General features: G+C 45.9%; 32 protein-coding genes. 14 read left to right on the forward strand and 18 right to left on the reverse strand.

Annotated features, from left to right (window positions below; translation table 11 throughout):
- Positions 1-265 (reverse strand): transposase (locus B5D35_RS15485; RefSeq protein WP_139367783.1); only part of this gene is annotated, 265 nt, incomplete at its 3' end.
- Between the two features lie 39 nt (positions 266-304).
- Here B5D35_RS15485 and B5D35_RS15490 point away from each other — a divergent pair.
- Both B5D35_RS15490 and B5D35_RS15495 read left to right on the forward strand, forming a co-directional pair.
- Positions 305-817 (forward strand): DJ-1/PfpI family protein, encoded by a 513-nt coding sequence (locus B5D35_RS15490; protein WP_244556627.1) that lies wholly within the window; start codon positions 305-307, stop codon positions 815-817.
- A gap of 40 nt (positions 818-857) precedes the next feature.
- Positions 858-1229 (forward strand): ribbon-helix-helix domain-containing protein, encoded by a 372-nt coding sequence (locus tag B5D35_RS15495; RefSeq protein WP_078753449.1) that lies wholly within the window; start codon positions 858-860, stop codon positions 1227-1229.
- 8 nt (positions 1230-1237) lie between these two features.
- Here B5D35_RS15495 and B5D35_RS15500 read toward each other — a convergent pair whose 3' ends face one another.
- The 3 genes from B5D35_RS15500 to B5D35_RS15510 form a co-directional block, all read right to left on the reverse strand.
- Positions 1238-1549 (reverse strand): hypothetical protein, encoded by a 312-nt coding sequence (locus B5D35_RS15500; protein ID WP_078753450.1) that lies wholly within the window; start codon positions 1547-1549, stop codon positions 1238-1240.
- A 77-nt stretch (positions 1550-1626) separates the two neighbouring features.
- The gene (locus B5D35_RS15505; protein WP_078753451.1) at positions 1627-2544 is read right to left on the reverse strand and encodes a cation transporter; all 918 of its coding nucleotides are present in this window, start codon (positions 2542-2544) and stop codon (positions 1627-1629) included.
- Between the two features lie 171 nt (positions 2545-2715).
- Positions 2716-3219 (reverse strand): hypothetical protein, encoded by a 504-nt coding sequence (locus B5D35_RS15510; protein ID WP_078753452.1) that lies wholly within the window; start codon positions 3217-3219, stop codon positions 2716-2718.
- 286 nt (positions 3220-3505) lie between these two features.
- On the opposite strand from B5D35_RS15510, the gene B5D35_RS15515 reads away from it, so the two are divergent.
- On the forward strand, positions 3506-3775 hold the full coding sequence (locus B5D35_RS15515) for a hypothetical protein (RefSeq protein ID WP_078753453.1): 270 nt from the start codon (positions 3506-3508) through the stop codon (positions 3773-3775).
- A 50-nt stretch (positions 3776-3825) separates the two neighbouring features.
- Here the strand turns inward: B5D35_RS15515 and B5D35_RS25405 are convergent, their stop codons facing one another.
- Together B5D35_RS25405 and B5D35_RS15525 are read right to left on the reverse strand one after the other, a co-directional pair.
- A complete protein-coding gene (locus tag B5D35_RS25405; RefSeq protein WP_078753454.1) occupies positions 3826-4032 on the reverse strand; it encodes a hypothetical protein in 207 nt (68 codons plus the stop codon).
- 316 nt (positions 4033-4348) lie between these two features.
- Positions 4349-4570: a hypothetical protein gene (locus B5D35_RS15525; protein ID WP_078753455.1), complete on the reverse strand. Its 222-nt coding sequence runs from the start codon at positions 4568-4570 to the stop codon at positions 4349-4351.
- Positions 4571-4803: 233 nt separating this feature from the next.
- Here B5D35_RS15525 and B5D35_RS15530 point away from each other — a divergent pair, with 233 nt between their 5' ends.
- Positions 4804-5139 (forward strand): cupin domain-containing protein, encoded by a 336-nt coding sequence (locus tag B5D35_RS15530; protein WP_078753456.1) that lies wholly within the window; start codon positions 4804-4806, stop codon positions 5137-5139.
- On the opposite strand, the gene B5D35_RS25235 is transcribed toward B5D35_RS15530, so the two are convergent.
- The 6 genes from B5D35_RS25235 to hutW form a co-directional block, all read right to left on the reverse strand.
- Positions 5136-5354, reverse strand: coding sequence for a GDCCVxC domain-containing (seleno)protein (locus B5D35_RS25235; protein ID WP_078753457.1), 219 nt, complete (start codon positions 5352-5354; stop codon positions 5136-5138). The two genes, B5D35_RS15530 and B5D35_RS25235, sit on opposite strands and share 4 nt — an antisense overlap.
- A gap of 129 nt (positions 5355-5483) precedes the next feature.
- The gene (locus B5D35_RS15540) at positions 5484-7283 is read right to left on the reverse strand and encodes an ABC transporter ATP-binding protein (protein ID WP_078753482.1); all 1800 of its coding nucleotides are present in this window, start codon (positions 7281-7283) and stop codon (positions 5484-5486) included.
- 198 nt (positions 7284-7481) lie between these two features.
- Positions 7482-9653: a TonB-dependent hemoglobin/transferrin/lactoferrin family receptor gene (locus B5D35_RS15545; RefSeq protein ID WP_078753458.1), complete on the reverse strand. Its 2172-nt coding sequence runs from the start codon at positions 9651-9653 to the stop codon at positions 7482-7484.
- Positions 9654-9778: 125 nt separating this feature from the next.
- The gene (gene hutZ, locus B5D35_RS15550; protein ID WP_078753459.1) at positions 9779-10315 is read right to left on the reverse strand and encodes a heme utilization protein HutZ; all 537 of its coding nucleotides are present in this window, start codon (positions 10313-10315) and stop codon (positions 9779-9781) included.
- On the reverse strand, positions 10312-10836 hold the full coding sequence (gene hutX / locus B5D35_RS15555; RefSeq protein ID WP_078753460.1) for a heme utilization cystosolic carrier protein HutX: 525 nt from the start codon (positions 10834-10836) through the stop codon (positions 10312-10314). The genes hutZ and hutX overlap by 4 nt, the downstream gene beginning before the upstream one ends.
- A 13-nt stretch (positions 10837-10849) precedes the next feature.
- Positions 10850-12226: a heme anaerobic degradation radical SAM methyltransferase ChuW/HutW gene (gene hutW, locus B5D35_RS15560; RefSeq protein ID WP_078753461.1), complete on the reverse strand. Its 1377-nt coding sequence runs from the start codon at positions 12224-12226 to the stop codon at positions 10850-10852.
- A gap of 163 nt (positions 12227-12389) precedes the next feature.
- Here hutW and B5D35_RS15565 point away from each other — a divergent pair, with 163 nt between their 5' ends.
- From B5D35_RS15565 to B5D35_RS15595, 7 genes are all read left to right on the forward strand, one after another.
- Positions 12390-13151: an energy transducer TonB gene (locus tag B5D35_RS15565; protein WP_078753462.1), complete on the forward strand. Its 762-nt coding sequence runs from the start codon at positions 12390-12392 to the stop codon at positions 13149-13151.
- On the forward strand, positions 13151-13876 hold the full coding sequence (locus tag B5D35_RS15570) for a MotA/TolQ/ExbB proton channel family protein (protein WP_078753463.1): 726 nt from the start codon (positions 13151-13153) through the stop codon (positions 13874-13876). The genes B5D35_RS15565 and B5D35_RS15570 overlap by 1 nt, the downstream gene beginning before the upstream one ends.
- Positions 13873-14289 carry an ExbD/TolR family protein gene (locus B5D35_RS15575; RefSeq protein ID WP_078753464.1) on the forward strand — a complete coding sequence of 139 codons (417 nt, stop codon included), beginning with the start codon at positions 13873-13875 and terminating at the stop codon, positions 14287-14289. The genes B5D35_RS15570 and B5D35_RS15575 overlap by 4 nt, the downstream gene beginning before the upstream one ends.
- Positions 14289-15137, forward strand: coding sequence for a heme/hemin ABC transporter substrate-binding protein (locus tag B5D35_RS15580; protein WP_078753465.1), 849 nt, complete (start codon positions 14289-14291; stop codon positions 15135-15137). The genes B5D35_RS15575 and B5D35_RS15580 overlap by 1 nt, the downstream gene beginning before the upstream one ends.
- A 14-nt stretch (positions 15138-15151) precedes the next feature.
- Positions 15152-16195, forward strand: coding sequence for a FecCD family ABC transporter permease (locus B5D35_RS15585; protein WP_078753466.1), 1044 nt, complete (start codon positions 15152-15154; stop codon positions 16193-16195).
- Positions 16195-16959, forward strand: coding sequence for a heme ABC transporter ATP-binding protein (locus tag B5D35_RS15590; protein WP_078753467.1), 765 nt, complete (start codon positions 16195-16197; stop codon positions 16957-16959). Before B5D35_RS15585 ends, B5D35_RS15590 begins: the two co-directional genes overlap by 1 nt.
- Positions 16960-17107: 148 nt before the next feature.
- On the forward strand, positions 17108-18136 hold the full coding sequence (locus tag B5D35_RS15595) for a Gfo/Idh/MocA family oxidoreductase (protein ID WP_078753468.1): 1029 nt from the start codon (positions 17108-17110) through the stop codon (positions 18134-18136).
- Between the two features lie 241 nt (positions 18137-18377).
- Here the strand turns inward: B5D35_RS15595 and chrA are convergent, their stop codons facing one another.
- A complete protein-coding gene (gene chrA, locus B5D35_RS15600; protein WP_078753469.1) occupies positions 18378-19526 on the reverse strand; it encodes a chromate efflux transporter in 1149 nt (382 codons plus the stop codon).
- A gap of 617 nt (positions 19527-20143) precedes the next feature.
- Between chrA and B5D35_RS15605 the strand changes: the two genes are divergently transcribed.
- Positions 20144-21058 (forward strand): LysR family transcriptional regulator, encoded by a 915-nt coding sequence (locus B5D35_RS15605; protein ID WP_078753470.1) that lies wholly within the window; start codon positions 20144-20146, stop codon positions 21056-21058.
- A 51-nt stretch (positions 21059-21109) separates the two neighbouring features.
- Here the strand turns inward: B5D35_RS15605 and B5D35_RS15610 are convergent, their stop codons facing one another.
- Positions 21110-22222 (reverse strand): 1-acyl-sn-glycerol-3-phosphate acyltransferase, encoded by a 1113-nt coding sequence (locus B5D35_RS15610; protein ID WP_078753471.1) that lies wholly within the window; start codon positions 22220-22222, stop codon positions 21110-21112.
- 191 nt (positions 22223-22413) lie between these two features.
- On the opposite strand from B5D35_RS15610, the gene B5D35_RS15615 reads away from it, so the two are divergent.
- Entirely contained in the window at positions 22414-23112 is a 699-nt protein-coding gene (locus tag B5D35_RS15615) for a hypothetical protein (RefSeq protein ID WP_244556628.1), read from the forward strand.
- Here the strand turns inward: B5D35_RS15615 and B5D35_RS15620 are convergent.
- The gene (locus tag B5D35_RS15620; RefSeq protein ID WP_078753473.1) at positions 23105-23587 is read right to left on the reverse strand and encodes a hypothetical protein; all 483 of its coding nucleotides are present in this window, start codon (positions 23585-23587) and stop codon (positions 23105-23107) included. The two genes, B5D35_RS15615 and B5D35_RS15620, sit on opposite strands and share 8 nt — an antisense overlap.
- A gap of 84 nt (positions 23588-23671) precedes the next feature.
- The gene (locus tag B5D35_RS15625; RefSeq protein WP_078753474.1) at positions 23672-24202 is read right to left on the reverse strand and encodes a nicotinate-nicotinamide nucleotide adenylyltransferase; all 531 of its coding nucleotides are present in this window, start codon (positions 24200-24202) and stop codon (positions 23672-23674) included.
- A 280-nt stretch (positions 24203-24482) separates the two neighbouring features.
- Between B5D35_RS15625 and nadE the strand changes: the two genes are divergently transcribed.
- A complete protein-coding gene (gene nadE, locus B5D35_RS15630; protein ID WP_078753475.1) occupies positions 24483-25319 on the forward strand; it encodes an ammonia-dependent NAD(+) synthetase in 837 nt (278 codons plus the stop codon).
- A gap of 49 nt (positions 25320-25368) precedes the next feature.
- Here the strand turns inward: nadE and B5D35_RS15635 are convergent, their stop codons facing one another.
- Entirely contained in the window at positions 25369-25893 is a 525-nt protein-coding gene (locus B5D35_RS15635; protein ID WP_078753476.1) for an HD domain-containing protein, read from the reverse strand.
- Positions 25894-26014: 121 nt separating this feature from the next.
- Positions 26015-26167, reverse strand: coding sequence for a YoaH family protein (locus tag B5D35_RS15640; RefSeq protein ID WP_170915198.1), 153 nt, complete (start codon positions 26165-26167; stop codon positions 26015-26017).
- Positions 26168-26214: the final 47 nt, after the last annotated feature.

A 26214-nucleotide genomic window follows, 5' to 3' on the forward strand; every position in this document is an offset into this window, starting at 1 on the left:
CTGCAAAGTACACCGCGGCTTCCTTTAAAATGTCCCTTTCCATCGTAACCCGCTTTAAATCAGCCCTCAGCTGGCGTATCTCTGCACTTTGATCGTCTTCTTGTTTACGCTGCTTCTCGGGCTTATCGTACTTTTTAACCCAATCACACAAAGATTTGTAACTGACACCCAACCGCTCAGCTACAGAGCTGAGTGTATGACCTTGTTTTGTGACTTGCTGGACGGCTTGAATTTTGAATTCTTCTGGATAGCGTTTTCCGCTCATAGCAACACCTCATAGTTTGTTCAATTATATAGCTATTGAGTGTCTAGAGAAGCGGGGTCTTACCAGATCGCGATGGGACATGAAGTGCATGCGGTGTGCCCGGGTAAAGTTGCAGGCGAAACAATTTCGACCTCGGTGCATGACTTTGAGGGCGACCAGACATACACGGAAAAGCGAGGCCATAACTTTGCATTGAATGCGAATTTCAACGAGGTATTGGAACCGGATTATGATGCTCTATATATTCCTGGCGGTCGCTCGCCGGAATATCTGCGATTAAATCAAGATGTTGTAAAACTGGTGAGAGAATTTTTCGAATCTAACAAGCCTGTAGCTTCAATTTGTCATGAGATCCAGCTACTTACAGCATCCGGTGTTGTTGAAGGCAGAAAGCTGGCAGCGTATCCGGCATGTAAGCCTGAAATTGATCTCGCGCGCGGTGAGTATGCGGATATCGCTTTGAATGACGCCATTACGGACAGAAATCTGGTGACAGCTCCTGCATGGCCAGCCCATCCCGAGATGCTAAAACAGTTCGTCGCACTGTTTTAAGGGCTAGCTTTATAAGACAGACGATGAAAAGGAGGTCGATATGTGTCAGGTGTTTATTGGTGCCGATAAAGCATTGTGGGAAAGTCACACACGCTCGTTGCGCATAGATGGCGTTGTCACCTCCATTCGACTTGAGCAGTTCTATTGGAATACCCTTCAAGAGATTGCTCACCGCGATCAAATTGCGTTAAACAAAATGATCACCAACCTGTATTTCGAATCGTTGGAAGCAAATCATGATGTCAGCAATTTCACCTCCTTTCTACGGGTTTGTTGCAGTCGCTATCTGTCACTTATCGCTGATGGTGTTCTTGTCCGAGGGGATGACAGACCCTTGCGTCAACTGGATGCAGAGCCGATTTTGAAAGAAGAAAATGCCCTCAGGAATGAACGTTTACGACGGTTTAACTAGCTTGCCTATCACTGAAGTACGATGGGTTTTCCTTGATTCAACACCACGAAGTACTCGCCTTTCATAAATACTCCCAGCACTTTTTTGCTGCTGATATTTTCCCAAGCAGCGTCGTCATCAGAATGGCAGTATCCATCGATGAAAACCAGTTTAACGTACTGCTCGTATGTCAGTACTTCTCTGTTTACAAAGCCGCCAAAGGGATAGTAAACCAAGCTACCATCTTTAAGGTAAGCGGGAATAAGGTGGCCTTTTTTATATATCGCTTCATGACGAAGTACAATAGCTTTGTAGTTGTGTCGGTATCGAATTGCTGGCATTTTAAATAATACTGTTTATATATACAGTGTTATTGTGCATGATTCTGGCAGCTGATCAAGTCCGTGGTGTAGAGACATTAATCTAGTACCAACTCCAAATCTACAAAACTTCTTGTTTTACATAAGCTTGATAGTATTTCTTTTCTGACTTCAACCAAATCATCACTCTTGTGCTTAAACACGTCTGCCGTGAAACAGATAATGATGAGATAGCTGCTGCCAACCTTCATCGCGAGTAATTCTTCACACTCAATCCCTCTCGCGCTAAGAAGTTGCCGGATAGTGGTATCAATCTCTCGTTGTTCGTCTTCATCTTTTAGGCTTCCCCCCATTAGCTCGTGGAAGGCGCAGCGGATAAGATCCGCCGGCTGTGGCAGCATTACAATACACATAAGTACCACGACAATGGCATCGCCAATATAGTGTAAGAAACCCGCCGAACCGTGAATGTCGACAAACTCAATGGCAATCAATGCGACACCAATAGCAGCAGAAAGCACCCCATCCACAAGCGAAGATTTTGTCTCTGCTTCGAGTAACATGCTGTTGTTTTGTACTTTGTTGTTTTCGCTATGGAAATAAAAAGCCAGACCCAAGCATATAACGACCATGGCAACGGTATATATCATGATTGGACCGATAACGAGTACTGGTGTCGGCTCCCCGTCTATATAACCAACAATTTTACCGATGTTAGTGGTAATGGATGACAGCAATACGCCAAGGATCATGATGCCTTTGAACAAGGTATACATCGACTCCCCCGCAAATTTCCCAAATGGGAAATCATCCGTCACTAGGGCTTTGACGCGTGTTAATCGTAACGCGACGATGGATGACAGAAACAGAATAAACGAGAGATTGCCGTCGAGTAACAAGGCTTCGGAGCCTGACAGGTAATATGTAACCCAGCCAGAAAAGGCCATGACAAGGTTCGCAAAAATACTCACCTTAAGTGCTCTTTCCTCGGTGGCTATCAATGGAATGTCTTTCATTAGACGTTCATCCTTTAACTAAACGCGTGGTGTGCTCACGATCAGTTGTAGTTGGTGTGAATCGTCTTGTCCGTCTGGGAAATGAGTATAGGGGTATGTTTGTTATAAACGAAAAAGACAGGCACAGGCCTGTCAGTGGTCAATCTCATACGGGCGAAAGAGACGAGTGCCCTATCCCGCGTCAGAGTTTTTATGGCAAAGAATCATGATCATATCTTCATGCATCTCTGATTCGCCGTGTTTATCCAGTGTATAGCTAAGTTCAACACCGAGTTCTTTAGCGACTTTTTTGTAGTATTTTGGGATGTGAGAGAGGATATAGTCGGAACATTCACGGTGCTTATTGTGTATGAAGTTCTCGATCAGACCTTCTGGGTCGTAGGTGATGTCGCTGCCGGAAACGCACTGATTGCAAAGTTCTTTGCTGTTGTCTTCAAGGAATCGAATGTAGCGATTTTCAATGAGGTATTTGTCGAGAAGAGACAGTCGTATGCAGCCGAGCACGATGCGTGTGGCCCTTTTCGGTTTCTGCTCTGCACTGTTTTTCAGCGTGGAGAGAATACGCTGTTCTAAATACGGTCTGTACTTTTTGTTTTTGAAGAAATCTTTTTTAACGCGATTAAAAAATTTCTCGTATTTTTTCTTTCGAATCCAGTCAGACAGAATCCATTTCATAACTCTTAACTACCATGTAAAGCGACGCCAAAAAACTACCACTTTTCGATTATAACAGGACGATTTTTTAAGTATTTTGCGTCACAGGCTGCGTTTTTGTAAAAGTACGGAACCAATTGAGTTAACTTAGCTGATAAATATCAATACGTTATCTCTTTAGTACTCATATCTTGACGAAGGAAAGACGCTCAAATGCGATCTTCCTCGCTTCGCATGTCAGTTTTTTCAGATTTAATATCTATCTACATCAAAATGCAACCGTTTCTTCATCCTGCAAGGAGGATAAGTGACGACATTTACCTTGGGAAGGAAAACACTCGTCAACCGGAACTCACTTGAATACGAATGGGTAAGGCTGCTCGTGAATGAAGGAAACACAGAAAGTGGTGTGATTGGAACGATACAGCGGTGCTTTGGCGGTGACATCGAAACAGCGAGTCTATTCTTCAAAGTTGCAATGGGAGAAACGTCGCCAGGCTTTCTTCTCACCCATTTAAGTTTGTCTGATTGGGCGTCATCACATATTCAGGCGCGCGTTCCCGAAACAACAGACTAAAAAGCGGCCATTTTCAGTCCGCTTTCATTACATTCCCTTAAAAATCGCGGTTACTGCTTAAAAAAATCCATAATCAATGGCACGACTTTCACCCAAACAAGCGCACCGATGGCAACCCATACTGCAAGCCAAAATAAACGGCCAAGCCAAGTATTTCTTGTATGATGCCTTGAAGGGTCAGGCTCTCCGCACCCTGGACACGCCAGGGCTCGTTTTGAAACTTGTTTTTCGCATACCGGACAAGCGATTAATGGCATGTTAGCGTATTCCTTATCGTTGTTTTGTTTTCATAGTATTACGTAATTCCCACTGGCTCTAGCCATTCACCAGAAACTTATGAAACGATCATACAACTAAGAAAAATGTCAGCGTTAATTACACGCACTTTTCATGGGTCTGTTACCGTTTTAGACAACAATGAGAGTTTGTGTCACGGAGGGTAAATGGAGTTAGTGGTAGTGTTTAAACGTCTGAGTGGTGTCACTTAGGCCGTACGCTCTAAAGTTATAGTGCGTTACAATGTAAATAAGAAGGAGACGACATTCCGTTATCTCCCCTTCCTATTTGTTGAACTTAATCACCAAAGTCATGCTCATCGACGTGAAAAATATCTACTGGGTCAACCCACTCGACATGCCCGCATTCAATGCAAGTGCATTCGGTATGGTCTTGAAAATGATCACTGGATGGTGGTGAGATAAGAGCCTGCAATGCAGGATTATGATGAGATTGCTCCCTTACTTCATGCCCTGTTTCTTTTTTACAGCTTTCACAATGCCACATATGTACACTCATCGTGCTACTCCTTGGAAAAATACTCCTCTAAAGCGCTGAGTGTAATTTCATATCGCCTTCGATTTGTGATGCATTTATGAGACAAGACTGATTTAGTAGTTTTGCATCACAGTAATAATGTTTTGACTAAACGAAAGTACCCGTCGGACTACTTTTTCCACTGGCTAGGTCGTTAAATAAAAATCAGATAGTGCTTATGCCTCAGCGTGTTAATTAATGGGAGACGATAATACATGTTCGAACAAGGAAACCTCTTTAATTCCCTTCCAAATGCCCAAGATTCCGAAGTTTTTGACGATCTAATCAAACACCCGTTGGTACGAATAGAGAGAATATTGTCTCACGGCCAGCGGTCACCCGATGATGGTTGGTATGATCAAGATGAGCACGAATGGGTCTCGGTGTTGCAAGGAGAGGCTGAACTAACGTTCGAAAACGGTGAGATAGTAAAACTTCATGTCGGTGACTACATTAATATCCCTGCCAACACAAAACACAAGGTCAGTTGGACGAAGCCAAATACTGACACTGTTTGGTTGGCGGTTTTTTATCCGGCAACTGGAAATTAATGTTGAGTGTCGGAGCAAGTACCTTTGAGTTGAGATTTAGGGCAAAGTGCATCGCCATACGCGCAAAACACGCAGCAGACGCCGTCAGGTACCATCATCACCTCATTGCAGCTCTCGCATTCAAAATGCTGCGCTTTTGAATCTATAGGCATTAACTCAACCTTCGAATGCCCGCAATGAGGACATATAAGCTCAGACTTTAAAACTACCTTCATCACCGACTCTACATTTTGGAATGGCTCCTTTAAGCGTGGAACGAGATTGCATTACTCGCCAGCAAAGTTCCATTTACTCTTGAGAATATTATAGGAAAAAAAAAGCCCTGCATCTGCAGGGCCTCGTGTTTATCCGGCTTGTAGGTTGCCATAGAGGGTTTGATAAAGCCCCGCTTCTTTCACCAAATCGGAATGGTTTCCACATTGTGCGACCTTTCCGTCTTCCAGAACGTAAATCAAATCTGCTTGTTTAACCGCTGACAAACGGTGTGCGACGATCAGCGTCGTACGGCCTTGCAAGAAGTTATTCAATGCTTGATGCAGCGCCGCTTCAGTGGCGGTATCAAGTGCTGACGTGGCCTCATCCAAAATCACGAGTTTTGGATTTGTGAGGATCATGCGTGCAATAGCGAGACGCTGACGTTGACCACCTGACAATTTCAAGCCTTGACGGCCCAATTGTGATTCTAATCCGTTTTCTAGCTTCTCCACCACATCACTCAACTGCGCAATGTTGAGCGATTGCCACAGTTGCTCGTCGGTAAAGTCATCGCGATTGAGTGTCAAATTTGCACGAAGCGTGTCATTGAAAATGACCGGTTGCTGGAGAACGACCGCAGTATGTTGACGTAGTGTCTCATACCCAATATCTTCAACCGGCTGGCCGTCAATCAATATGTCGCCGTCTGACTTACGATAGAGGCCAAGCAAAAGCTGAATAAGCGTCGATTTACCACCGCCAGACGCCCCGACCAATGCGACGCGTTTACCCGCAGGAATAGAAAGAGAAAGGCCGTTAAGCACTTTTTTCTCGCTGTCATATGCGAATTCAACATTGCGGCATTCTACGCCAAACGTATCGCGCTCGATCAAAGGGTCACTGGTCGATTCACTCTTTGGCTCTTCATCCAACGCCAATAAGCTATTCAAACGTTTCATTGCCGCCGACGCGCTGAACCAAGCATATTGAATACCTAACAGCTCTTGAATTGGACTGAGCATAAACCAAAGGTACGCAAATACCGCAAAGATCTGTCCGATTGTCAGGTCACTGAACAATACCATCAACATCGCGGCCGCTCGGAAAAGCTCGAAGCCCAGTAGAAACATCAGGAAAGATACGCGTCCTGCCGCTTCTGATTGCCACGCGTACTTGTCTGCATCATGGCGGATGGCTTCCGCATCATTCTTGAGAACATCTAAATAGGCACGCTCGCGGTTCGCTGCTCGTAGTTGGTAGATACCTTCCAACGTTTCAACCAGACGCTGTTGGAAACGCTCGAATGATTGGTTTTCAGCACGCTTAAGATGTTTAACACGCTGACCCATCTTACGCGACAGGAAAATCACGATTGGATTTACCAGAAGAATGAACAGGCCAAGCGCCCAATCTAACCAAAGCAGGATAATCGCGGTGCCGAATACCGTCAGCACGCCAACAACAAAGCGGCTTAGGCTGTTACCCAAAAACGAGTCTATGGTTTCGACGTCCGTCACCAAATGCGAACTTATACCACCACTACCACGCTCTTCGAACTCTTTCATGTTCACACGTCCAAGCTTGTCCAAAAGCTGTTGGCGTACGTAACACGTAATCGATTTTGAGACCATCGTAAACTGGCGGCTTTGCCAAATGTTCAACGCCTGGCTTGCGATGCGCATGACGATAACCATCAAGAGTACCAAGACAATATAACTGGCAGGCTGTTGCAAAGATTCTGGCAAAAAGTGGTTAAAGAATGCGATGCCTTTGTCCGGTTTGTTCAGCAGCACTTCATCAACCATGAGTGGCATCAAAAGCGGGATGGGCACACTGATAAGCGTTGCACAAATCGCGATAAGATTGGCGGCAATCAAGCGTTTCTTCTGCTTTTTTGCCTGTTCTATTAGCCATCTCGTCGATAGCGTAGTTAAAGCACCATTACTCACTGTGTCTTCGTCTCTTTTCATTTTCATGTATATCTATTTGAGTGTATACCCAACCGATACGGCGATGAATGCTTAATGCACCACGTGTATCGCTTGGGTATACATTCAACTCCCCCCTAACAGAACCAAAAACACCCCAGCAGTCCGGGGTGTTTTTATACCCAAGCCATCTGAAGATGCTGGGTATGTATCACTTTGTTAGAATACGTACTCGGCTTCAATACCCCAGTTACGTCCAGGTTGAGTACGACGATCAAGTCCTTGGTCATCGGCTTCTTTGCCAGACAGGTCAGAGTATTCCCAGTACTTCTTATCGAATGCGTTAAACAGACCCGCGCGAACCGTAAAGTCGTTCATAGGACGGTAGTATGCGGTAACATCTGTGACGGCGTAACCTGATGCTTTCACGTTATCCACGCCGTTTGCATTGCTCCAGTCTGAATCAGACTTGCCAGCAACCGCTTTAACCACAACTTTGCCGCCGTAAGTGCCTTGTGGCTCAGCGTAACCAAGTGCAAATTGGGCTGTTAGCGGTGCAACAGAGTCAATCGCTTCGCCATTTTGCTTGTCTTCGCCTTTCGCGTAAGCCAAGCTCATATCGGTGTACATGCCTTTCGGTGCGCCAACCAGCACATCCAGTGCGAATTGAGTTTTCAGCTCAGCACCATAGATTTCTGCGTCGCTGATGTTCTCTTTCGTCCACACCTCTTTCCCTTCACCATTGTCTTCAGCAGTTTTGCGAGACTCAATGAAGTTGGTGTAATCGTTATAGAACACAGACACATCAATACGACCGAACTCGTAGTTGAAGCGCATACCGGTTTCATAACCCATGCTTTCTTCTGGTTTCAGGTTCGGGTTTGCTTCGAACACAGCACCCATCGCAGCATCTGTCTCGTAAAAGTAGTACAAGTCTTGTAGCGTTGGTGACTTAAAGCCTTGGCTAACGTTCGCGTAACTGCTTACCGAGTCAGTCCAGTGGTAAACTGCGCCCAACTTCGCAGTGACGGCGTCACTTTTAGAGTTTTTGTGCTCGGTAGAATTCTTTGGTTTTGCTTCAAAGTTGTCGTAACGCAGACCCGCATTCACAACCAGTTGCTCGTCCATAAAGAACGCTTGGTCTTGAATGTAGACGCCCCACTTCACTGATTCTGCGTTTGGCACTTCACCGGTTTTATCTACTGATGTACCCGCTTTTTTACCTTCCAGATAGAAGTCGCGGTAATCCAATTCAAACTCGTTAGTGATGTAGTTAACGCCGTAGCTGATTTCGTGGTAGCTACTATCTAGCTCAAATGCTTTGTCGAACTGCGCATCGAATTGGTTGCTGCGATCGACACCGTTACGCATGCGGTTACGGTAACCGTTAGATGGTGTTTCATCAAACGTGCTGTGGTTCGTGTCGCTTTCGAGCGCAGTCAATTGCCACTTCAAGTGGTCAAACGCGATATTGTTTGCCTGCCAGCTGTGTTCAAAAGAAATACGCTTTCGGCTGTCTTCGTCCTGCGCACTGTTACGTGTGTAGGTGAAGCCCGGCATCATTTCGTAGCCTTCGTTCGACAGGATTTGACCGTCCGCTTCACGGTTAAAGATCTCGCCCGTTACACCGATACGGTGATTCTCATTGATTTGATAGAACGCTTTTGCCAGCAGGTTGTCAGAGTTGATGTCGAAAGGATCTGCTTGACCACGGTCACGGCCTTCGATGTCTGCACCGCTGCCATGAGTTGCTGTTTCATGACCGTCACGGTGAGTGAAGATCAACAGCGTTTCTAGGTCGCCAGTGCGGTTTGCCAACGTTGCCGTTGCTTTGTAGCTTTCGTCTGCGCTGTAGTAACCGGTTTTCACTGCGGCGTAAGTATCATCGCCTTCAGCTTCAAGCAGATCTTCTGGATTTTTAGTACGAATGATGACTGCGCCAGCCAGCGCGTCGCTTCCGTAAAGGCTTGAAGATGGGCCCTTGTTGATTTCAACGCGATGCAGCGTATCCGTTTCTACCGTGTTGTTGTATTTGCGCATTACGTCTGCGCCTGGGTCGTAAGAAGAAGGTTGTTCAACACCATCAACAACGGTTTTTACGTAGTTTTCGCTCAGGCCACGAATATTGAAGCCTGAATTGCCGAAACGGCCTGTACCTGGCATAGAAACGCCCGGCTCATAGGCAACAGCTTGAGATAGGTCTTGAGCCAGGTTCTCTTCCATTGCTTTGCCATCAACCACGTCTACGGATACCGCAACGTCATTGATGTTTTGTTCAGTACGGGTTGCTGATACAACCACTTCGTCAAAGGTATACACTTCCTGTGCATTGGCACTTCCGGCGCACAGAAGTCCCACCAATAGCGCCAGCTTGTTTTTCTTAATTGTCATCTGTTTTACTCGTAAAAAAGGCAAAAGAAAGCCTTTCGCACTGGTATCAGCACGAAAAATTAGTGTTTTTATATGGATTGGGATTAGGCTCTGCGGCCGCAGAGCCTTATAGAATTAGAAGGCGATTATTTCGCGTTATCTTCTTTCATCTGCTTCACGTGGCCTTCGTCCAAGTACATAACAGACAGCATGTCTTCACCTGAAACGTTGAACGCTTGCCCGAAGCCTTTCACGTAGCGACCCATAACTGGGTTCAAACGGTAAAGGTTGAAGTCGCCCAGTGAACTCAGGTTTTCGATCATCTCGCCCAGACGCGCTTGCATCACTTCAATCGCTGCAACCCACTGTTCAGAATCGCGCTCGATGTGCTCTGCATTGGTGTCAAATGACAGACGACGACGTGCAAAGATTGAACGTGCTTCGCTTTCGTCTTCAATCATCATGATTGAAACCGCTTTGCTGTTCTTCAGGTTCTGGCCGTGAGTTGCCAGATCAGAAACCAAGATGTAATAACCCATTTCAGAGAACGCAAATGGTGCGTAACTCGTGTGTGGTTTTCCTTCTTTATCTACCGTTCCGAGTTGCAGCGTATTGCGCGAATCACGAAACTCCTGAATTTCAGGGCCTAGACGGTTTTGTAGACGTTCTGCCTTATCGATCATTTTGCCAACTCCTGCTTCATGGCATTAAACAGTTCGATTTGTTCTGGGAACAACTGACGTTTCTTGTCGCGACCCAGGTAAATCTTGAATACACAGTGACCTGTGCTGTCGTAGAAACCGATGTAGTGGCTTTCGGTTCCACGGAATGGCTTGCTGACGAATACGATGTCAGAAACCAGATCCAAGCGAAGGTGACCATGCAGTTGGCCTTCGCGACCCATCAGGTTGTAGTAGCCATGCAGCACTTTACCTTTCGGGAAGTTCGCTTTGAATTCAAAGACTGAACCACCAGAGTGAACGATGGTCGTCACTTTGCCCCATGCAGGCATCGCTTCCAGGATATTTTGTGCCAGAGTGCCTTCTGTACGCGCAACCATGCTTGATGGTAGTGCGAGGGTGATTTCACCTTCAGTCAGCTTCATGGCTTCAGCCATGCTTGATACCGGCGTGTGCTCGTCCTGTGCTAGGAACTCGGCTACGCGTTGTTTGGTTTCTTCCGACACGATGATTGCTTGTTGCATCCTAGTGTTACTCCTAAGCAGCGGTACTTGCCGCGTTTTGTTGCGAATTTTGTATTACTTCAATCAGGTTCTGCGCCAACGTGACCGCCCAGAACTGACCTGCCAACGTGAGTTTCAAATACCCACGTCTTGACGTACTCTTTTCAAGATAGACAAGACCGTTCTTTTCCCACGCTTGAAACAGCGGCGTCAATGCGTCAAAGGTCCCTTCGCCTGCCACGCGATCCAGCTTAAACTGCGCCATCACGCCTGCATCAAAGCCTGATTTAATTTCTGCAGCGACGGCACGATTGGCGGGGGCCATGGTCATCATGGTGACAGGGTAACGATTCTCGTTAATCGCAGCGATGTAGGTATCCATATCGCGCGTTTGCATCATCTGGCAGCCATTCACATTGCCGCCCGCGCCCGCGCCCAACGGCATAATTTCAGCGGTTGTCTTAGCCAGAGAGTTATAAGTGCTGCGCTCACGGTTATCAGAAGCCCAGTGGTTGACACTCAGACGTTTGAGGTGGTGTTTCGCCATGAAATCCACACCCATTTCGAACATGCTTGCCTTCATTTGGGTATCTGCGGGATGTGGCAGTTTACCCTGCTCAACCATCTTCGCCATTGGCAGACCTTGCATTTCGATCAGCTGGTACAAGTCAACTCCGTGTGCGCCTGTCTCCAAGAAATCATTCAAGTCTTCCTGCCAAATATCCATCGTTTGATAAGGTAATCCGTAGAGTAGATCCAGTACGATGGGTGCCGCGTTATACGCTGCCATTTTCTGAATACTTTCTATCACGACTTCGCGATCGTCGAGTCGTTTAGCACTACGACGGACTTTAGTATTGAAGCTTTGAACACCAAATGAGAAACGGTTTACACCCCCTTCGAGAGCGGCTTCGAATTTGTCCATACCAAACTTGTTGATGCGGCCTTCTAGCGTAATTTCACAATCTGGCGTCAATGGGAATAGGCGACGAATTTCAGAAACGATCGTACGGATTTGTTCACCGCTGATGTCTGTCGGGGTGCCGCCACCAATATAAACCGCTTGGAAAGGTGCAGCTTGAGCCCAAGGCTGAGCCGCTTTCCAATGAATCTCTCGGCGCAACGCATCTACATAGTTATCCATCAATGCAGTGCTTGACGCATATTGGAAGAAGTTGCAATAGGTACAACGCACACGACAAAACGGAATATGAATATAAAGGCATCGTGGTGCGAAAGAATTGCTTGGAACGGTAGCGTGAGCGAGCTCTAAAGACGACTGAATATCATCGCCTTTTACCGCATGCATCATGCCGCCAGCATGTGCACTTTTTTTACGCTGAAATGCAAAACGAAGCGGGTCTGGTGTGTTCTGACCAACCAGATCGACGTTGCTTAAATCAAAGTTCATTGCCTGAAACGACCTTATACAGACAACAGCGCCACTCAACGGCCTGTTTTCAAGTGTTTTCAATCATATTCATAATGAACGATAATGCAACTGATAATTGATCTCATTTTTATTTCGTGCATAATGAACCCAGTTTTATAAGATTTACTACTCAGGAGAGAGTGTGAACGCTCGACGGTACGTTGTTTGTGGTGTCGTTTCTGTCGCTCTGCATAGTCTGGCACTATCGGCCCAACAGCCCCCCCCTCAATTCGCGTTGAATGATTCGCAACCGGGAAACCGTGTTGCTATCCAGCTTATCGCCGCCGCTCCGCCAAAACCTGAGCCCGTGCCTGAGCCAGAGGTTCAACCTGACCCCGTGGTACAGAACAAACCACCGATAAAAGAACCTCCCACACCGGAGGAGACCGTGGTTGATAAACCCGTCATGGAGACGCAACCCAAGCTGGTTGAGCCGAAACCTGAGCCGAAAATAAAACCGACGCCTACCCCAACGAAACCCAAAAAAGAGGTGAAGAAAAAGGAGGTTGTTAAAAAGAAGCCCGAGCCAAAGAAAAAAGAAAAGCCAGAAGAGAAACAACCTGAAGAAAAGAAACAGGAAGTCACTTCTGAGGTGCAAATGAATCAGGCGAAGGATAACGCCCCTATTTTGGTTGATAGACCGACGTTCAAAGTCCGTCCATCTCAACCTAACTATCCAAGAATTGCCAAGCATAAAGGAATGCAAGGCACGGTGCTGATTGAAGTCTGGCTTGATGACCAAGGCAATCAAACAAAACAAACGATTGCAAAATCATCGGGCTTTGATGTTTTAGACGATGCTGCCATGTCAGCAGTGAAAAAGTGGCGTTTCAATGGCCACGAAGAAAATGGTGTGCCGTTGGCTCACCGAGTGAAAATTCCTGTACGTTTTAATTTGGATTAATCATGGATTTACAATTTTTCTCATCCATCCACGCGCAACTTGGCATCATGACTTGGCCTTTGTCGATCCTTTCTGCATTAATGCTGATGCTAATTTTTGAGCGTATTGTCTTCGTTATCCTGAACACAAAAACTCACAGTAAAGCCCTCCAGCGCGAGATTTACAGCCTGTCGTTGACCAACGACGAGCAACTAGAAGCACACGTAGAAAAGCACCAAAAAGACAAAAGCACCCTTTCACAAGGTCTCTGCATGCTTATCAGCCACCGCCAATTTACAAAATCTCTGCGTGAAGAAGCAGTAAGTATCTGGCTGCAAAAGAAACGTCGCCAGTTTACTGCTGGCTTGAAATTGCTGAATATCATTGGCGTTCTTAGTCCTTTGATTGGGCTTCTAGGTACGGTAATGGGCTTGATTGAAATGTTTGAAGGCCTATCCGCCTCTCAAGGTGGGATTTCCCCCGCGGAGCTTTCAGGCGGTCTTGGCCTTGCCATGGCAACCACGGCTGCGGGCCTTTTGATTGCCCTGCCTGCCCTCGCCGCCTCCCAAGTATTCAGTCTATGGGCAGATCGTACGCTTGCAAAAATCGAATACGTACTTAACCACTTTAACTTGCACTTAGCTGGCGTATCTTTTGACGAAAATGGGAGTTGTTGCCCGAAAGACTGCCCCCCAACGTGTGCAAACAGCGTAAAGAAATCGACTGCGATGGATGATGCCGCATGATACGTTCACGCCCGGAAAGCGACAGTGACAGCTTCACACCGGATTTGACACCTCTGCTGGACATCATTTTCATCGTGATGGTGTTTTTGCTTCTCACCGCAAATATCCAGATAAAAACGATGGAAGTAGCAATCCCTCAGACCACTGACAGCGCAGTACTTGATTCTCCTGATCAAGAGGTCATTACGATTAATGTGCTCAAAGGTTCGCCGGCTTGGGCCCTTCAAGGCGAGCCTGTCGATTCATGGGATATGTTTACGACAACGCTACTGGAAATGATTAAAGCTAACCCTGGAAAACCGGTTGTTATCGCGGCAGATAAGCAAGCGAACGTTGAAAGCATGCTGAAAGTGTTGGCCTTTATGCAGAACAACAACATCAACGCAACCAACATCGTAATGGAAGAAGAATAATGATGAATACCCCAATTAAAGCGGCGGCTTTGGCCCTTGCCGCGCTACTGAGCCCTATTTCTCAGGCTGACGAAACACGTATTATCAGTGCAGGCTCTACTGTCACCGAATTGCTTTTTGAACTCGGCGCCGACAAAGATGTTGTCGCGATTGACTTAACCAGTCGTCACTACTTAGGTGACCGTGATATCCCTGTGCTTGGGTACCACCGTCAATTAGCGGCTGAAGGCCTGCTTGCGCTTAGCCCAACGCACCTACTTGGTTCCCCCGACATGGGCCCAGACACGACATTAAAACTGCTTAAATCTGCAGGTGTTGAAGTTAAAGCACTTCCTGTTGGCAACACGTTAGAGGACTTCAAACAACGCGTCGATGCTGTTGCTAAAATCACTCACACCGAGGCAAAAGGCGAGGAAATCAAACAAAACGTTACCAACCAAATCAACGCATTAAGCGCCGCCCAACCTGCCGACAAGCCGAGTGTCATGTTTATGATGCTATCTGATGGCCGTCCTTTAACCGTCGCGGGTGCCGAAACAACAGTCAATACCGTGATCGAGCTTGCTGGCGGTGTTAACCCAGCAGCAAAAGAGACCAGCAGCTACAAACCCCTATCTACAGAATCAATTGTAGAAATGCAGCCTGAATACATCCTGATTTCAGAGCGAACGCTGGAGCAAATCGGTGGAATCGACGCAGTGATTGAACAGCAACCGCTTCTTGCCGCCACACCTGCGGTACAAAACGGCAATATCATCACAATTTCTGGCTATTCAATCCTTGGTGGATTTGGATTGGCAAGCTTAGATTTGGCGACTGAGCTCAACGAACGCTTTAACGCGAAATAGTAATTGGAATTCAAATGAACGATATTTTGACTCGTCGTGTACCCGCTCGCTGGTTAATGGTTGTAGCGACGATCTTGCTGTATATCGCGGTAGTGAGTTCCATTACCCTTGGCCCCATGAACATCGGCTTTGTCGACAGTCTAAAAGCGCTGCTTCCATTGGATTCAGAATTACCTTCTTATATATCCGTGATTATCCAACAAGTGCGTTTGCCCCGAACTCTGCTTGCTATCGCAGTGGGCGGAATTCTCGCCATGTGCGGTACTGCCATGCAGGGGCTTTTCCGCAATCCTTTGGCGGATCCTGGCATCATCGGCGTATCTGCAGGTGCATCTTTGGGGGCAGCCGTCGCCATCGTGTTGTTTGGCGGCATCATTGGCAACACCGCTTTTCTTGTACTTGGAACGGTTCCCGTATTTGCATTTATCGGCGGTGCGTTAGCCACGTTTGCGATTTACTACATGGGAACCAGCAGCAACGGTACATCGGTTACGATTATGCTTTTAGCCGGTGTTGCTTTAGGGGCAATTGCGGGTGCAGGCATGGGATTGTTGAATTTTTTTGCTGATGACCAAGCTCTTCGAGATCTCTCGTTGTGGACCATGGGTTCCTTGGCCGGTGCATCGTGGGATTCCATCGCCCTTGCCTATGCTTCATTGTTCATTCTCGCGTTCTTGTTCCAGAGAAATGCAAAGCCATTGAATGCCTTACTTCTTGGTGAAGCTGAAGCACGGCATCTCGGCATTGATGTTCAAAAGCTAAAACGCAACCTGATATTACTGACTGCAGCAGGTGTAGGCATTACTGTCGCGTTGTCAGGTGTAATCGGATTTATTGGCCTGGTTGTTCCACACATTGGACGCATGCTGACGGGTCCAGATCATCGTACATTGATTCCCGTTTCACTACTGTTAGGCAGTTTGGTGCTACTCGTATCAGACATGGTTGCACGCATCGTTGTTGCGCCGCTGGAAATCCCTGTAGGTATTATCACTGCGGCAATTGGTGCCCCATTTTTCTTAGCATTGCTGCTTAAACAACGAGGTCGACTGGCTTAATGAGCGTTGAAATTAAACATGCCTCACTGACGTTAGGCGACAAAATTTTACTGGAAAATTTCAGTGCCAAATTTAACACGGGAGAATTAACGATCATTCTCGGTCCGAACGGTACGGGAAAAAGTAGCCTTCTAAAGCTGATCAGCCGTGAATGGCAATGTAACGGTCAATTGCGTTTTTACGGAAAACCGTCAGAAGCATGGAAAATGTCGGATTTGGCACAGTCTGTCGGCATATTGCCGCAATACAGTAGTCTGACATTCGCGTTTACAGTTCGTGAAGTCGTCGAGTTGGGTGGATTAGCGCTGAGTGCTTCTCAAGCTGAAGTCGCTGAGATAGCGACACTGAAGATGCAAACCACGGATGTTGCCCATCTTGCTGATCGCTTATACCCAAGTTTGTCTGGCGGCGAGAAACAGCGCGTTCATTTGGCGCGAGTATTGACGCAACTGGCAAAATCCCCGAGAGATACAGTCCTAATGCTTGATGAACCAACCTCAGCACTGGATATTGGTCATCAACATAAGACGTTACAACTGGCAAAAGAACTGGCGGAAAATGGATCTGCGGTGATCGCAGTGATCCACGATCTAAACCTTGCTGCGCAGTATGCAGACAGGATTATTATGCTGAATAATGGCAATATTGTGGCACAGGGTTCACCGTCAGAGGTTATCACACCGAATAACATAGAAGCGGTGTATGGATGGCCGGTAAGCGTTATTCCGCACCCTGATAACGCATATCCTGTCGTTTTAGCCTAACCATTTCGCTATAAAAACGCCCTCTTCTTGAGGTTTTTTTTTCAACCGATTCCTTAATTTTACTACGTTGTCACCAGATGACAGCACAACGCTGATAACATATAGTTTCTATAGTGAAATCACTTAAAATAATCACAAGGATCGACAAATGATTCGCACGGGAATTGTTGGTTTTGGTTTTTCAGCTCAAACCTTTCATCTGCCTTTTCTTTCTGTACTGCCCGACTTCGAGCCTGTTGCCGTTGTTTCATCCAAGCGTGACCTCGTCGCTGAACACCTCCCCACAGCAAGTTATTATGCAACCATAGAGGAAATGCTGAGCGAAGCGGATCTCGATCTTGTCGTCATTACAACACCAAACCATACTCACTATGACTACGCTAGACAGGCTTTGGAAGCCGATTGTCATGTATTGCTTGAGAAGCCCTTCGTCGTCAAAAGCGGTCAGGGTCTTGATCTTCTGAGATTGGCAAATACGCGAGGTAAAATCCTCTGTCCCTACCAAAACAGACGCTGGGATGGCGACTTTCTTACCGTCCAATCACTGATTGAATCCGGCGAACTTGGCAATGTACGCGTATTTGAATCCAACTTCGATCGATTCCGTCCTGAGGTCAGAGACCGTTGGCGTGAATTACCGGGAGACGGCTCTGGCGTTCTCTACGATTTAGGGGCCCATCTTGTTGACCAGGCCCTTTTCCTCTTCGGCCAGCCTCAGTCAATTACTGCACAGTGCAAAGCAATGCGCCCCGAATCAAACGTTGTCGATTATTTTCATATGACGCTGCATTACGCAGATAAAGAGGTCATATTAAACTCCAGCCCTTATCGCTCCGGTAATACGTCCCGGTTTGTGGTTCAGGGCGACAAAGCGACATTTTCTTGCCATGGCTTAGACATCCAAGAGCAACAGCTTTGTGACGGCGTAACAGTAACCTACCCTGAGTTTGGTCGCCAACAACACACCAGCAAGCTGGAGGTAGGTGACAACGTCACCGAGAAGGAAATTGAGTTAGATGTCGGATGTTACAGCGAATTATTTGCGCAACTAGCGCGCGCAATACTCAATGGCGAAGCGTCACCTGTTGATACCTATGATGCCGTCAAGGTAATTTATGCGCTGGAATTGGCTTTACACTCCTCATCCGCTGGAAAAACTGAACGTTGGGAGTTTTAACGGCGGATTAAACCGCCCTTTGCGCTCGTGGCCATGTAAGGCATTTTATTGCGACGTGGCCATTTTCTAGTAACCGCCTAACCGCGCCCATCACCCGTAGCATACAATATTATAGTGCACTAGATGCACAGTTATAGTGCGCTATATACGTTACTTGTCATATTAGTGACTGATTTTAAATAAACAAAAGCCTGCACACGGCAGGCTTAGTATCACGAACAGAGTCACTTCGTAGCAATGCCTACAGCATGCTCTTTATAACGACGTATGCCAACATGCCACTTAATAACCAAAATACCGATAAGTTAAACTTACGAAGTACAATGAAGCCCACAATCACCGCAACAATGTCACCGATACCGTAAACAGCAGATACCCATACAGGTTGATAGAATGCCGCAACAAGCAAACCAACAACTGCAGCATTTATTAATACAACAGAGCCTGCAAACTTAGGGTGCCCCATCACTGTTTGCCATACGGGCAAAGCGGCGAACAACAGCAAGGCACCAGGCAAGAAAATAGCGATCGTTGCAATGATGCTACCAATAACTGGGTGAATGCCATCCATTGACGCACCCACATAGCTAGCAATGGTGAACATAGGACCAGGAACAAGTTGAGCTGCCGCATAGCCCTCAACCAACGCATCGCCAGATACTGCGTCGCCAATCAATGGTTGCAGTAGAGGTAAAACAACGTGACCACCACCAAATACAAAGCTACCCGCCTGGTAAAAGTGATTAAACATACTGATCAACGGTGTATTACTTAGAGCAGGAAGCACCAGTAACGCCCCAAACAAACTAAAAAGCACAAGCGTTTGTCGTAAACCCGTGGGTTTTGGTGTCTCTGTCTCTGGCTGAGGTTTACGAATGAACAGCCAACCTAATACACCGGCTAGCACTATAGGCATTAGTTGCGCGACCAGACCTGTTTGCCACAATATCCACGCAGCAGATCCAATACACACGACAAATGTGACGCCGTCACTAATGAACTTTCTACCCATAGTCCATATAGCATCCGCCACTACGACCACGGCCAATAGCTTCGCTGCAGAAATCAATAAACCAAACCAGGTTGAGTCACCTAATTGCGTCGCATAAACAGCCGCAGCCGTTAATAGTGCAAACGACGGAAATGTAAAACCGACAAATGCTGCTATTGCCCCCAAGTATCCCGCACGGTGATAGCCAATAAACATACCCAGCTGGCTACTCGCTGGCCCAGGCAGAAACTGGCATAAGCTCAACGCTGAAGTGAATTTATCCTCTTCTATCCACTTGCGTCTATCTACAAACTCACGCTGAAAATAGCCAATATGAGCAACGGGTCCCCCAAAACTCATGCAGCCTAAAACAAGAAATCGAAAAAATACGTCTAACATTCGAATTGAACCTCCATTAATGACGTCAATTTTATCCAAGCCACAGCATCAATAGAAACAATTCGTATTAATCATCACTATTAATCAAATCAATTCCCCTACACCAATTCCTTGATAGACACACCAATTCGTTACCGATCCCGTAAGAGGATCTTGTAGATCTGTAGGTTTACTACATTTGTATGTAAGCGCACACTAACCTAGCGCTTGATTGTTTCCATAAATACACAATCCAATACATACCCTTATATAACAATAATTTATACTCACCCCTCTTACCCTGTCATTCATTCACCATTGGTCGTAATACAATTACAAACAGCGATCTTTCCAAAGAATTTCACCTGACAACACTCTTCACATTGGTTGGGACGGTCTGCTCGTTAATCTCTCTATCCATTCACACTGGTAGTATGTAAATAACGCTCATTTAACTCTTAATGCCCTCTTCGTTCTGGTAAAGAAAGCAATTTGGTTTCCCGCGAAAAGACGTTTTGTCAGCATTTCACCGCCGACACTTTCATTAGGCCAGATTGCTTCTTATGTGACACCGTCACTTAATGAATGAGATAAAGTTGTGGTAACCTATCTGCTTCTTGATTAACGGAAAATCCGCAATGTTAGATAACCTGCAGCAAATGGTGGTGCTGGCTACCGTCGCTCATGAGCAACACTTCACGCGTGCCGCGGAGTACTTGGGTATTTCAAAGTCCCAAGTCAGTAAACAAATCCGCTATTTGGAAGAACGCTTAGGTGTTCAGTTGGTGCAACGCAACACCCGTTCCGTTGCACTTACCGATGCAGGAAAACAATATGCGGCGTTCGGACGCCAAATTGTTGAAACAATGCAAGATGCCGAAGCTATGGTGGCAGGTTTTAGAAATGAAGTTTCAGGCAGATTAAAAGTAGGTGTGGCTCAGTCATTTGGGAACGCGCAAATCACTCGCCTTCTATCTTCCTTTCAGACGAAATATCCCCATATTGATTTAGAAGTCCATCTGTTCGATCACCGTCCTAACCTTGTCGAAGATGGCTATGATTGCTGGCTCGCAATACATGAGCACCCACCAGAAGGCATGGTAGCTAAGAAGCTGGCAGATTGTCGATTTAAGTTGGTCGCCTCAAAAGCGTACCTTGATACTCATGGCATGCCCTCCCATCCTTCCGAACTTCGTGAACATAACTGTATTACTTATCAAAGTCTTCAACGAACATACGATCAATGGCCATTCCAGCGAGATGGTAGCGAGCAATCCGTTACAGTTCGGGGGACTTATCGTATCAACAATGCGCCTGCAGTTTTGGAAGCAGCAAAATCAGGATTGGGGATTGCGTATATTGCAACCTATCTTCTCGATCATGAAATTGATGAAGGTAAATTAAACGTGGTTATGAAAGATTGGAAGCCGACAATGGAATTACCCGTGTATGCGGTATATCCTCGTCGCGAATTTCTCGCACCGAAAGTTCGCCACTTTGTAGATTTTCTCGCTGAACACATCAATGCCACTCACGCGTTTGATGCATCGTAACAAAAAAAAGCGTGACACTGTCACGCTTTAATAAAAACAACTAATCCACTATTAGATATCGATTTTTTTATCAATCGGCATGGCATACATCGTTCTTACGATGTTCGCCACATCACTAGGCAGAGAAGACAATTTGCTATCGAAGTCTGCGCGATCTGCATCTGTAATGGATTCGTGCTCTTTACCAGCAGCAATGTAGTTCGAAGGGAACAGACAGTAGTTTTTATAAATCTGGCGATCTATTTCAGCAGCCAACACATCTGGTGAATCGAACCCGCCCCCTATAACATCGCCAAAGGAAACGTGAATTCTGCGTTTCTGACCAACAATACCTTGAACTATGCTTTCGATATCTTCGAACTCACCTTTCTCGTACGCACCCTCTTTCTCTTTTCTGTACAACTCATTCGCTTTTGCAGCATCACATGGGTCATTTTCGTAGGAAATAGAAACAGGCACAATTTTTAAAGACGCAGCATAATCGGCAAATTCAACTTTCTGCTTACGTCCTTCCATGAAGAGCATTTTCAAAATTGCCGGATCTGTTTTGTCATGCCCGTCTTTTGCTCGGCCTTCCTTTTGCGCAATCCAAATTGAATGGTTGTCATCTAGAGATGTTTTGATGTAAGCCGACAATTGTCCCAATGCTTTCATCATTTCACGAGGGCCTTTTGCTGAACGTTTTACGATAAAACTTTTGTTCAACTTCATCAGTTCGGTGGCACACGGTTTTTTTAGGAGATTGTCTCCAATGGCAATACGTACAGTATCAAATCCGTTTTGGTGAAGGCACCAATTCACCATGGCAGGATCCATTGCAATATCACGGTGATTGGATACGAACAGATAACCCACTTTAGGATCCAGTTTATCCAAACCACTGGTGGATAAACCTTCTGAGGTATTTTTGATCATCGATTGCATGTAACTCGCAACGTTATGTTGCACATCACGAACCGTTTTGACCTTCCCCCACTTATGACGAAGATACTGTTTTAATACCGGCTTCACTAGCCAGCCCGCATAGTTGGACAATGCCGGAAAGCGGTACTTCAGGATTGCGGAAATAAACTCTTCATCATTGACCAAACGAGTAAGTGCTCCTGGCACTTCATCATCATTGTATGGGCGAATATCTAGGAAAGGATCATTGGTGTGTGGCACGAGATTCTACTTGCTCCGATAAAAAACTGCGCCATTTTACGCAGATATAAGATTTCGAACATTGTTTTTGGCAAGATATGACAGAGGTTGGAGGTCTAACCTCTCTATCTCGCAACGTCACCTTAACAATAGAACATATTCTCCCATATCCTTCTCGTGAATGCTTGATCTAGGCATCAAAACAGCCGAGTATGTGCGTCTCGCAACATGAGAAAGTCAAAATGCTACAAGCTATCGAATATAAAACTATTTCCGCGGACACCATGGTCATCGGAGCGCGTAAAAAACAGAGCCACTCAACGTTTGTTTTCGTCCATCAAGGCGCGGCTTTGATCCGTTTAGGCAAACAGGAAATTCCTGTGTCTGTTGGACAGGGATTCTGGCTACCTGTAAATTGTTTAAATGCGCTGACAATCCTTAAAGGCTCACTAGTTTCGACGCTGGATTTTTCCGTTCGTTCAACAGTTTCTCTCCCTCTATCTGCAGGTTTTGTTAGCGATATCCGGTTTGTCGAAGAAATCATTACTCAACTCACCAAAAGACAGTCTTTAGGTAGTAATGATTGGTCGGGTCCTTATGGCCGTCTATTGAGATGTGTACGCGATTACCTGTCGACAGTTCAGCCGAATGACAAGTATAGCGCCGACATCAAAGTTCTCATTAAGACAATTGATCGACTCGCGGCGAGACAGGAATTGTCGGCAGAAGAAAGCAAGTCTGTAGAAATCGCCCTTGGTTTTGAAAAGAAACAAGTTCAAACCCAACTTGTTATACGAGAATGGGTCCGTCAAAGAAAATCAGGTCAAAGCAATGCGAAGATCGCAGCAGCAACATCGTTAAACGAAAAAGATATTGCTGCGCTGTTGGAAGAGTATGCAGGTTTTATTTAAAAGGGATTTGCATCTGTAGCATCAACTCAGCATCCGTGTCTTCGTGCCATCTTACGTCAAAACGATAGCGCGTTTCACTGTCTGAAGACCTCGTGCCAAAACTGACGTTCAATCCGTGGCTTTTTATCCAATCCGATGTAGATACCTCTCCAAAAGAGAGGTTTTTATATTCATCGGGTTGCCAAACGCCAAACCCATAAAATGTGTTACCCGCAGACGCCGTCAAGATCTGCGGTATATCAAACCCATACTTCCATCCGTCCCAAATAGACAACTCGTTTTTGTCATTGAAGTTCCAGTCGATAACCGAAATATCTTGGGGTGTGATAACAGCAATAACATCTGACGTACTTTTTTCCTGAACATCCGTATTACTAATATTTGTCGAGTTGTGGCCATCGACATAGGCAGCATTGGCGTGTGACAGCGTCACAAAAAAGCAGGTAACATACCCTGCTCGTAGCATTTTCTTCATCACAGTACAGCGTTACTCTGAGATTATTTTTCTTGTTATGAAGCTATTTGTCTGTTTGCCGTTGATATAGTGACCGAGGCAAATTTAGGTGCGAAAATCACTTTCATTCAACATGCTTATGAGTGAAACGGTAGTCAGTGTGTCAATTGACTTACCCTGCTCAAGCTGTTCTCTGATTAGTGTACTTCGTACGGGTACAGTTTCCGGGCATGCAAGGATAATCCAACGGCCCAATATGCTGTCTGCTTTATAGAACTTCGAAAAGTTAAGGAAGTTGTCAGGACCCATTACAAACGTTAACTCTGCATTAGGGTATTTTTGTTGGAGGTGGTTCAACAATGCCCATGTGGTTACTGACTGCCCCGAATAAACGTCCTGTTCATCAATGCATAATTCTGCATTGTTGCAATCGATATCTTGAATAAACGCACTAACCCAATCACAGCGCTTGTTAAAGTCTGCCATTTTTTTACCCCATGCATGGGCAAAACTCGGCACCAGAAGCACTCTATCAAAATGAGACAGTCTCTCAATAACACTGAGATGGCCTAACGTCGGCGGGTTAAAAGCACTGCCAAAAATGGCAATTTTTTGCGGTAAATCCTGTTTACTCATGGTGCTCTATTCATAGTACTTAGACATGTCGATGACTGCGACGTCATTCAACGCTCAGCTTGTTGCGTATATTGATACAGGATGCCGTTTTCGTTCAACGTATTTAGTAAAAAATCAGTCTGAATGATGAAGAAATATGCCGTTTTACGGTTACCGCAAATAAATGATCTTTCTTAATATAGCAAACGTACCACTCCATCCCTCTAAGCACTACCTTTTGACTCCCAGTTAATGCAAAATACAGAGACGAAATAGAAAAGAAACTGAGGAATCTTGCGAAATGGAACACGTTATCCGCAAAGAAATGCGCGTCCTACCAAAAATCGACCCTGCATTTGAAGCGCAACGTCGCATCGATTTTATCAAACAGCGTTTAAGTGACTCTCACACTACATCGCTCGTTCTGGGTATCAGTGGCGGTGTTGATTCTTCAACATGTGGCCGACTGGCGCAATTGGCCGTTGATCAACTCAACGAAGACAATGCGGGCAATAAGTACCAATTTATCGCTGTTCGCCTTCCATACGGGATCCAACAAGACGAAGATGAAGCGCAACTTGCGTTAGATTTCATTCAACCTACACATTCTATCAGCGTTAATATCAAAGAGGGTGTTGATGGCCTTCACGCATCTACCCTTTCTTCGTTGAAAGGCACAGGCCTTATCCCACACGATGAAGCGAAGGTAGACTTTGTAAAAGGCAACGTTAAAGCACGTGCGAGAATGATCGCTCAATACGAAGTTGCAGGCCTGGTTGGCGGTTTGGTTCTAGGTACCGACCACTCGGCAGAAAACATTACGGGTTTCTACACGAAATTTGGTGACGGTGCATGTGATTTAGCACCACTGTTCGGCTTGAACAAACGACAAGTTCGCCAAATTGCCGCCTACCTCGGTGCACCAGAGACGCTCGTCGTAAAAACGCCAACTGCTGACTTGGAAGAACTTGCTCCGCAAAAAGCAGATGAAGATGCACTTCAATTGACCTACGACGAAATTGATGATTTTCTCGAAGGGAAAGATGTGCCTGAGTACGTCACGGAGAGGCTTGTTGGCATTTATTCGGCGACACAGCATAAACGTCAGCCCATTCCTACGATTTACGATAACGAATAAATTTATCGCTTAGAATGAGAAAAAGCACCGAAAGGTGCTTTTTCCTTATCTATTTACGTCCGAGCTTGTCGCCAACTTCGATCATCATATCTAGCTCCCACCAGATCATTTCGCACAAACCTCTTCGGTAAGCCGAACTTCTAAAATCAGCGTGCTCAGATTGATAAAGGACAAATTTTTCAGGGTAGAATAAGCGACTGGCTTTTACGTTTGCCAATCGGTCGCATGCTTTAACGATCAACGCTAGCCTAGAAGCCTCATCATGCTCATCGAGTTGCCTGAACCGTTCGTAAAGCTGTTTTTTTCGGGTAGTACGGTCGACCCCAAGCGGATCCGTTAAGTAACTGACAGACAACGCAATGACGTTACCAAAATCAAGACGCAACTCATCCACACTTGTCGTGGTATCTTCTAAGATATCATGCAGTTGAGCGACAACCATGGCATTTAAGCCATAAGGCTGAGAAAGACGCTCTACATCATCAAGATGGACATGATAAGGAAACTTTCCGTATCTCTGTCCCTCATGGCGGGTTCTTGCTATCGTCCTTGCAAGCAATAAGCGATCGTTCACAACATTCCCCTAATTCCACTGTCGTTCCAAAAAAAGCCCTACCCTAAATAGGCTTTTAATTTTGCTATAGCTTAACGTTAGGAAAATAAAAGAAAACGGCCAAATAATGGCCGCTTCTATATTAATCGTTTTTTTGTGACGCTTGACGCTCACGAATCTCGTTAGCCACTAACATAATGGCCTCTCCGCTGCTCATGCCTTGAGCCATTAGCGCGTGAATTTTTTCTGCAGCCTCTTGCTGTTCAGCATGGCTTAGTGACGGCATATTGTGCATATGCACCTCTGACAAAATAGATGTAAGGCGCGTATTCTACTTATCTG

The organism is Enterovibrio nigricans DSM 22720 (assembly GCF_900167155.1).
Taxonomy (GTDB): Bacteria; Pseudomonadota; Gammaproteobacteria; order Enterobacterales; family Vibrionaceae; genus Enterovibrio; species Enterovibrio nigricans.

What these genes read in the sequence shown, in the direction of transcription:
- hutW (WP_078753461.1), bottom strand. Translation starts at nt 12,226, where the DNA reads ATGAACTTTGATTTAAGCAACGTCGATCTGGTTGGTCAGAACACACCA.
- B5D35_RS15530 (WP_078753456.1), top strand. Translation starts at nt 4,804, where the DNA reads ATGTTCGAACAAGGAAACCTCTTTAATTCCCTTCCAAATGCCCAAGAT.
- B5D35_RS15620 (WP_078753473.1), bottom strand. Translation starts at nt 23,587, where the DNA reads ATGAAGAAAATGCTACGAGCAGGGTATGTTACCTGCTTTTTTGTGACG.
- chrA (WP_078753469.1), bottom strand. Translation starts at nt 19,526, where the DNA reads ATGTTAGACGTATTTTTTCGATTTCTTGTTTTAGGCTGCATGAGTTTT.
- B5D35_RS15615 (WP_244556628.1), top strand. Translation starts at nt 22,414, where the DNA reads ATGTGCGTCTCGCAACATGAGAAAGTCAAAATGCTACAAGCTATCGAA.
- B5D35_RS15510 (WP_078753452.1), bottom strand. Translation starts at nt 3,219, where the DNA reads ATGAAATGGATTCTGTCTGACTGGATTCGAAAGAAAAAATACGAGAAA.
- B5D35_RS15575 (WP_078753464.1), top strand. Translation starts at nt 13,873, where the DNA reads ATGATACGTTCACGCCCGGAAAGCGACAGTGACAGCTTCACACCGGAT.
- B5D35_RS15585 (WP_078753466.1), top strand. Translation starts at nt 15,152, where the DNA reads ATGAACGATATTTTGACTCGTCGTGTACCCGCTCGCTGGTTAATGGTT.
- hutX (WP_078753460.1), bottom strand. Translation starts at nt 10,836, where the DNA reads ATGCAACAAGCAATCATCGTGTCGGAAGAAACCAAACAACGCGTAGCC.
- B5D35_RS15505 (WP_078753451.1), bottom strand. Translation starts at nt 2,544, where the DNA reads ATGAAAGACATTCCATTGATAGCCACCGAGGAAAGAGCACTTAAGGTG.
- B5D35_RS15595 (WP_078753468.1), top strand. Translation starts at nt 17,108, where the DNA reads ATGATTCGCACGGGAATTGTTGGTTTTGGTTTTTCAGCTCAAACCTTT.
- B5D35_RS15605 (WP_078753470.1), top strand. Translation starts at nt 20,144, where the DNA reads ATGTTAGATAACCTGCAGCAAATGGTGGTGCTGGCTACCGTCGCTCAT.
- B5D35_RS25235 (WP_078753457.1), bottom strand. Translation starts at nt 5,354, where the DNA reads ATGAAGGTAGTTTTAAAGTCTGAGCTTATATGTCCTCATTGCGGGCAT.
- B5D35_RS25405 (WP_078753454.1), bottom strand. Translation starts at nt 4,032, where the DNA reads ATGCCATTAATCGCTTGTCCGGTATGCGAAAAACAAGTTTCAAAACGA.
- hutZ (WP_078753459.1), bottom strand. Translation starts at nt 10,315, where the DNA reads ATGATCGATAAGGCAGAACGTCTACAAAACCGTCTAGGCCCTGAAATT.
- B5D35_RS15590 (WP_078753467.1), top strand. Translation starts at nt 16,195, where the DNA reads ATGAGCGTTGAAATTAAACATGCCTCACTGACGTTAGGCGACAAAATT.
- B5D35_RS15580 (WP_078753465.1), top strand. Translation starts at nt 14,289, where the DNA reads ATGATGAATACCCCAATTAAAGCGGCGGCTTTGGCCCTTGCCGCGCTA.
- B5D35_RS15500 (WP_078753450.1), bottom strand. Translation starts at nt 1,549, where the DNA reads ATGCCAGCAATTCGATACCGACACAACTACAAAGCTATTGTACTTCGT.
- nadE (WP_078753475.1), top strand. Translation starts at nt 24,483, where the DNA reads ATGGAACACGTTATCCGCAAAGAAATGCGCGTCCTACCAAAAATCGAC.
- B5D35_RS15545 (WP_078753458.1), bottom strand. Translation starts at nt 9,653, where the DNA reads ATGACAATTAAGAAAAACAAGCTGGCGCTATTGGTGGGACTTCTGTGC.
- B5D35_RS15640 (WP_170915198.1), bottom strand. Translation starts at nt 26,167, where the DNA reads ATGCACAATATGCCGTCACTAAGCCATGCTGAACAGCAAGAGGCTGCA.
- B5D35_RS15625 (WP_078753474.1), bottom strand. Translation starts at nt 24,202, where the DNA reads ATGAGTAAACAGGATTTACCGCAAAAAATTGCCATTTTTGGCAGTGCT.
- B5D35_RS15495 (WP_078753449.1), top strand. Translation starts at nt 858, where the DNA reads ATGTGTCAGGTGTTTATTGGTGCCGATAAAGCATTGTGGGAAAGTCAC.
- B5D35_RS15525 (WP_078753455.1), bottom strand. Translation starts at nt 4,570, where the DNA reads ATGAGTGTACATATGTGGCATTGTGAAAGCTGTAAAAAAGAAACAGGG.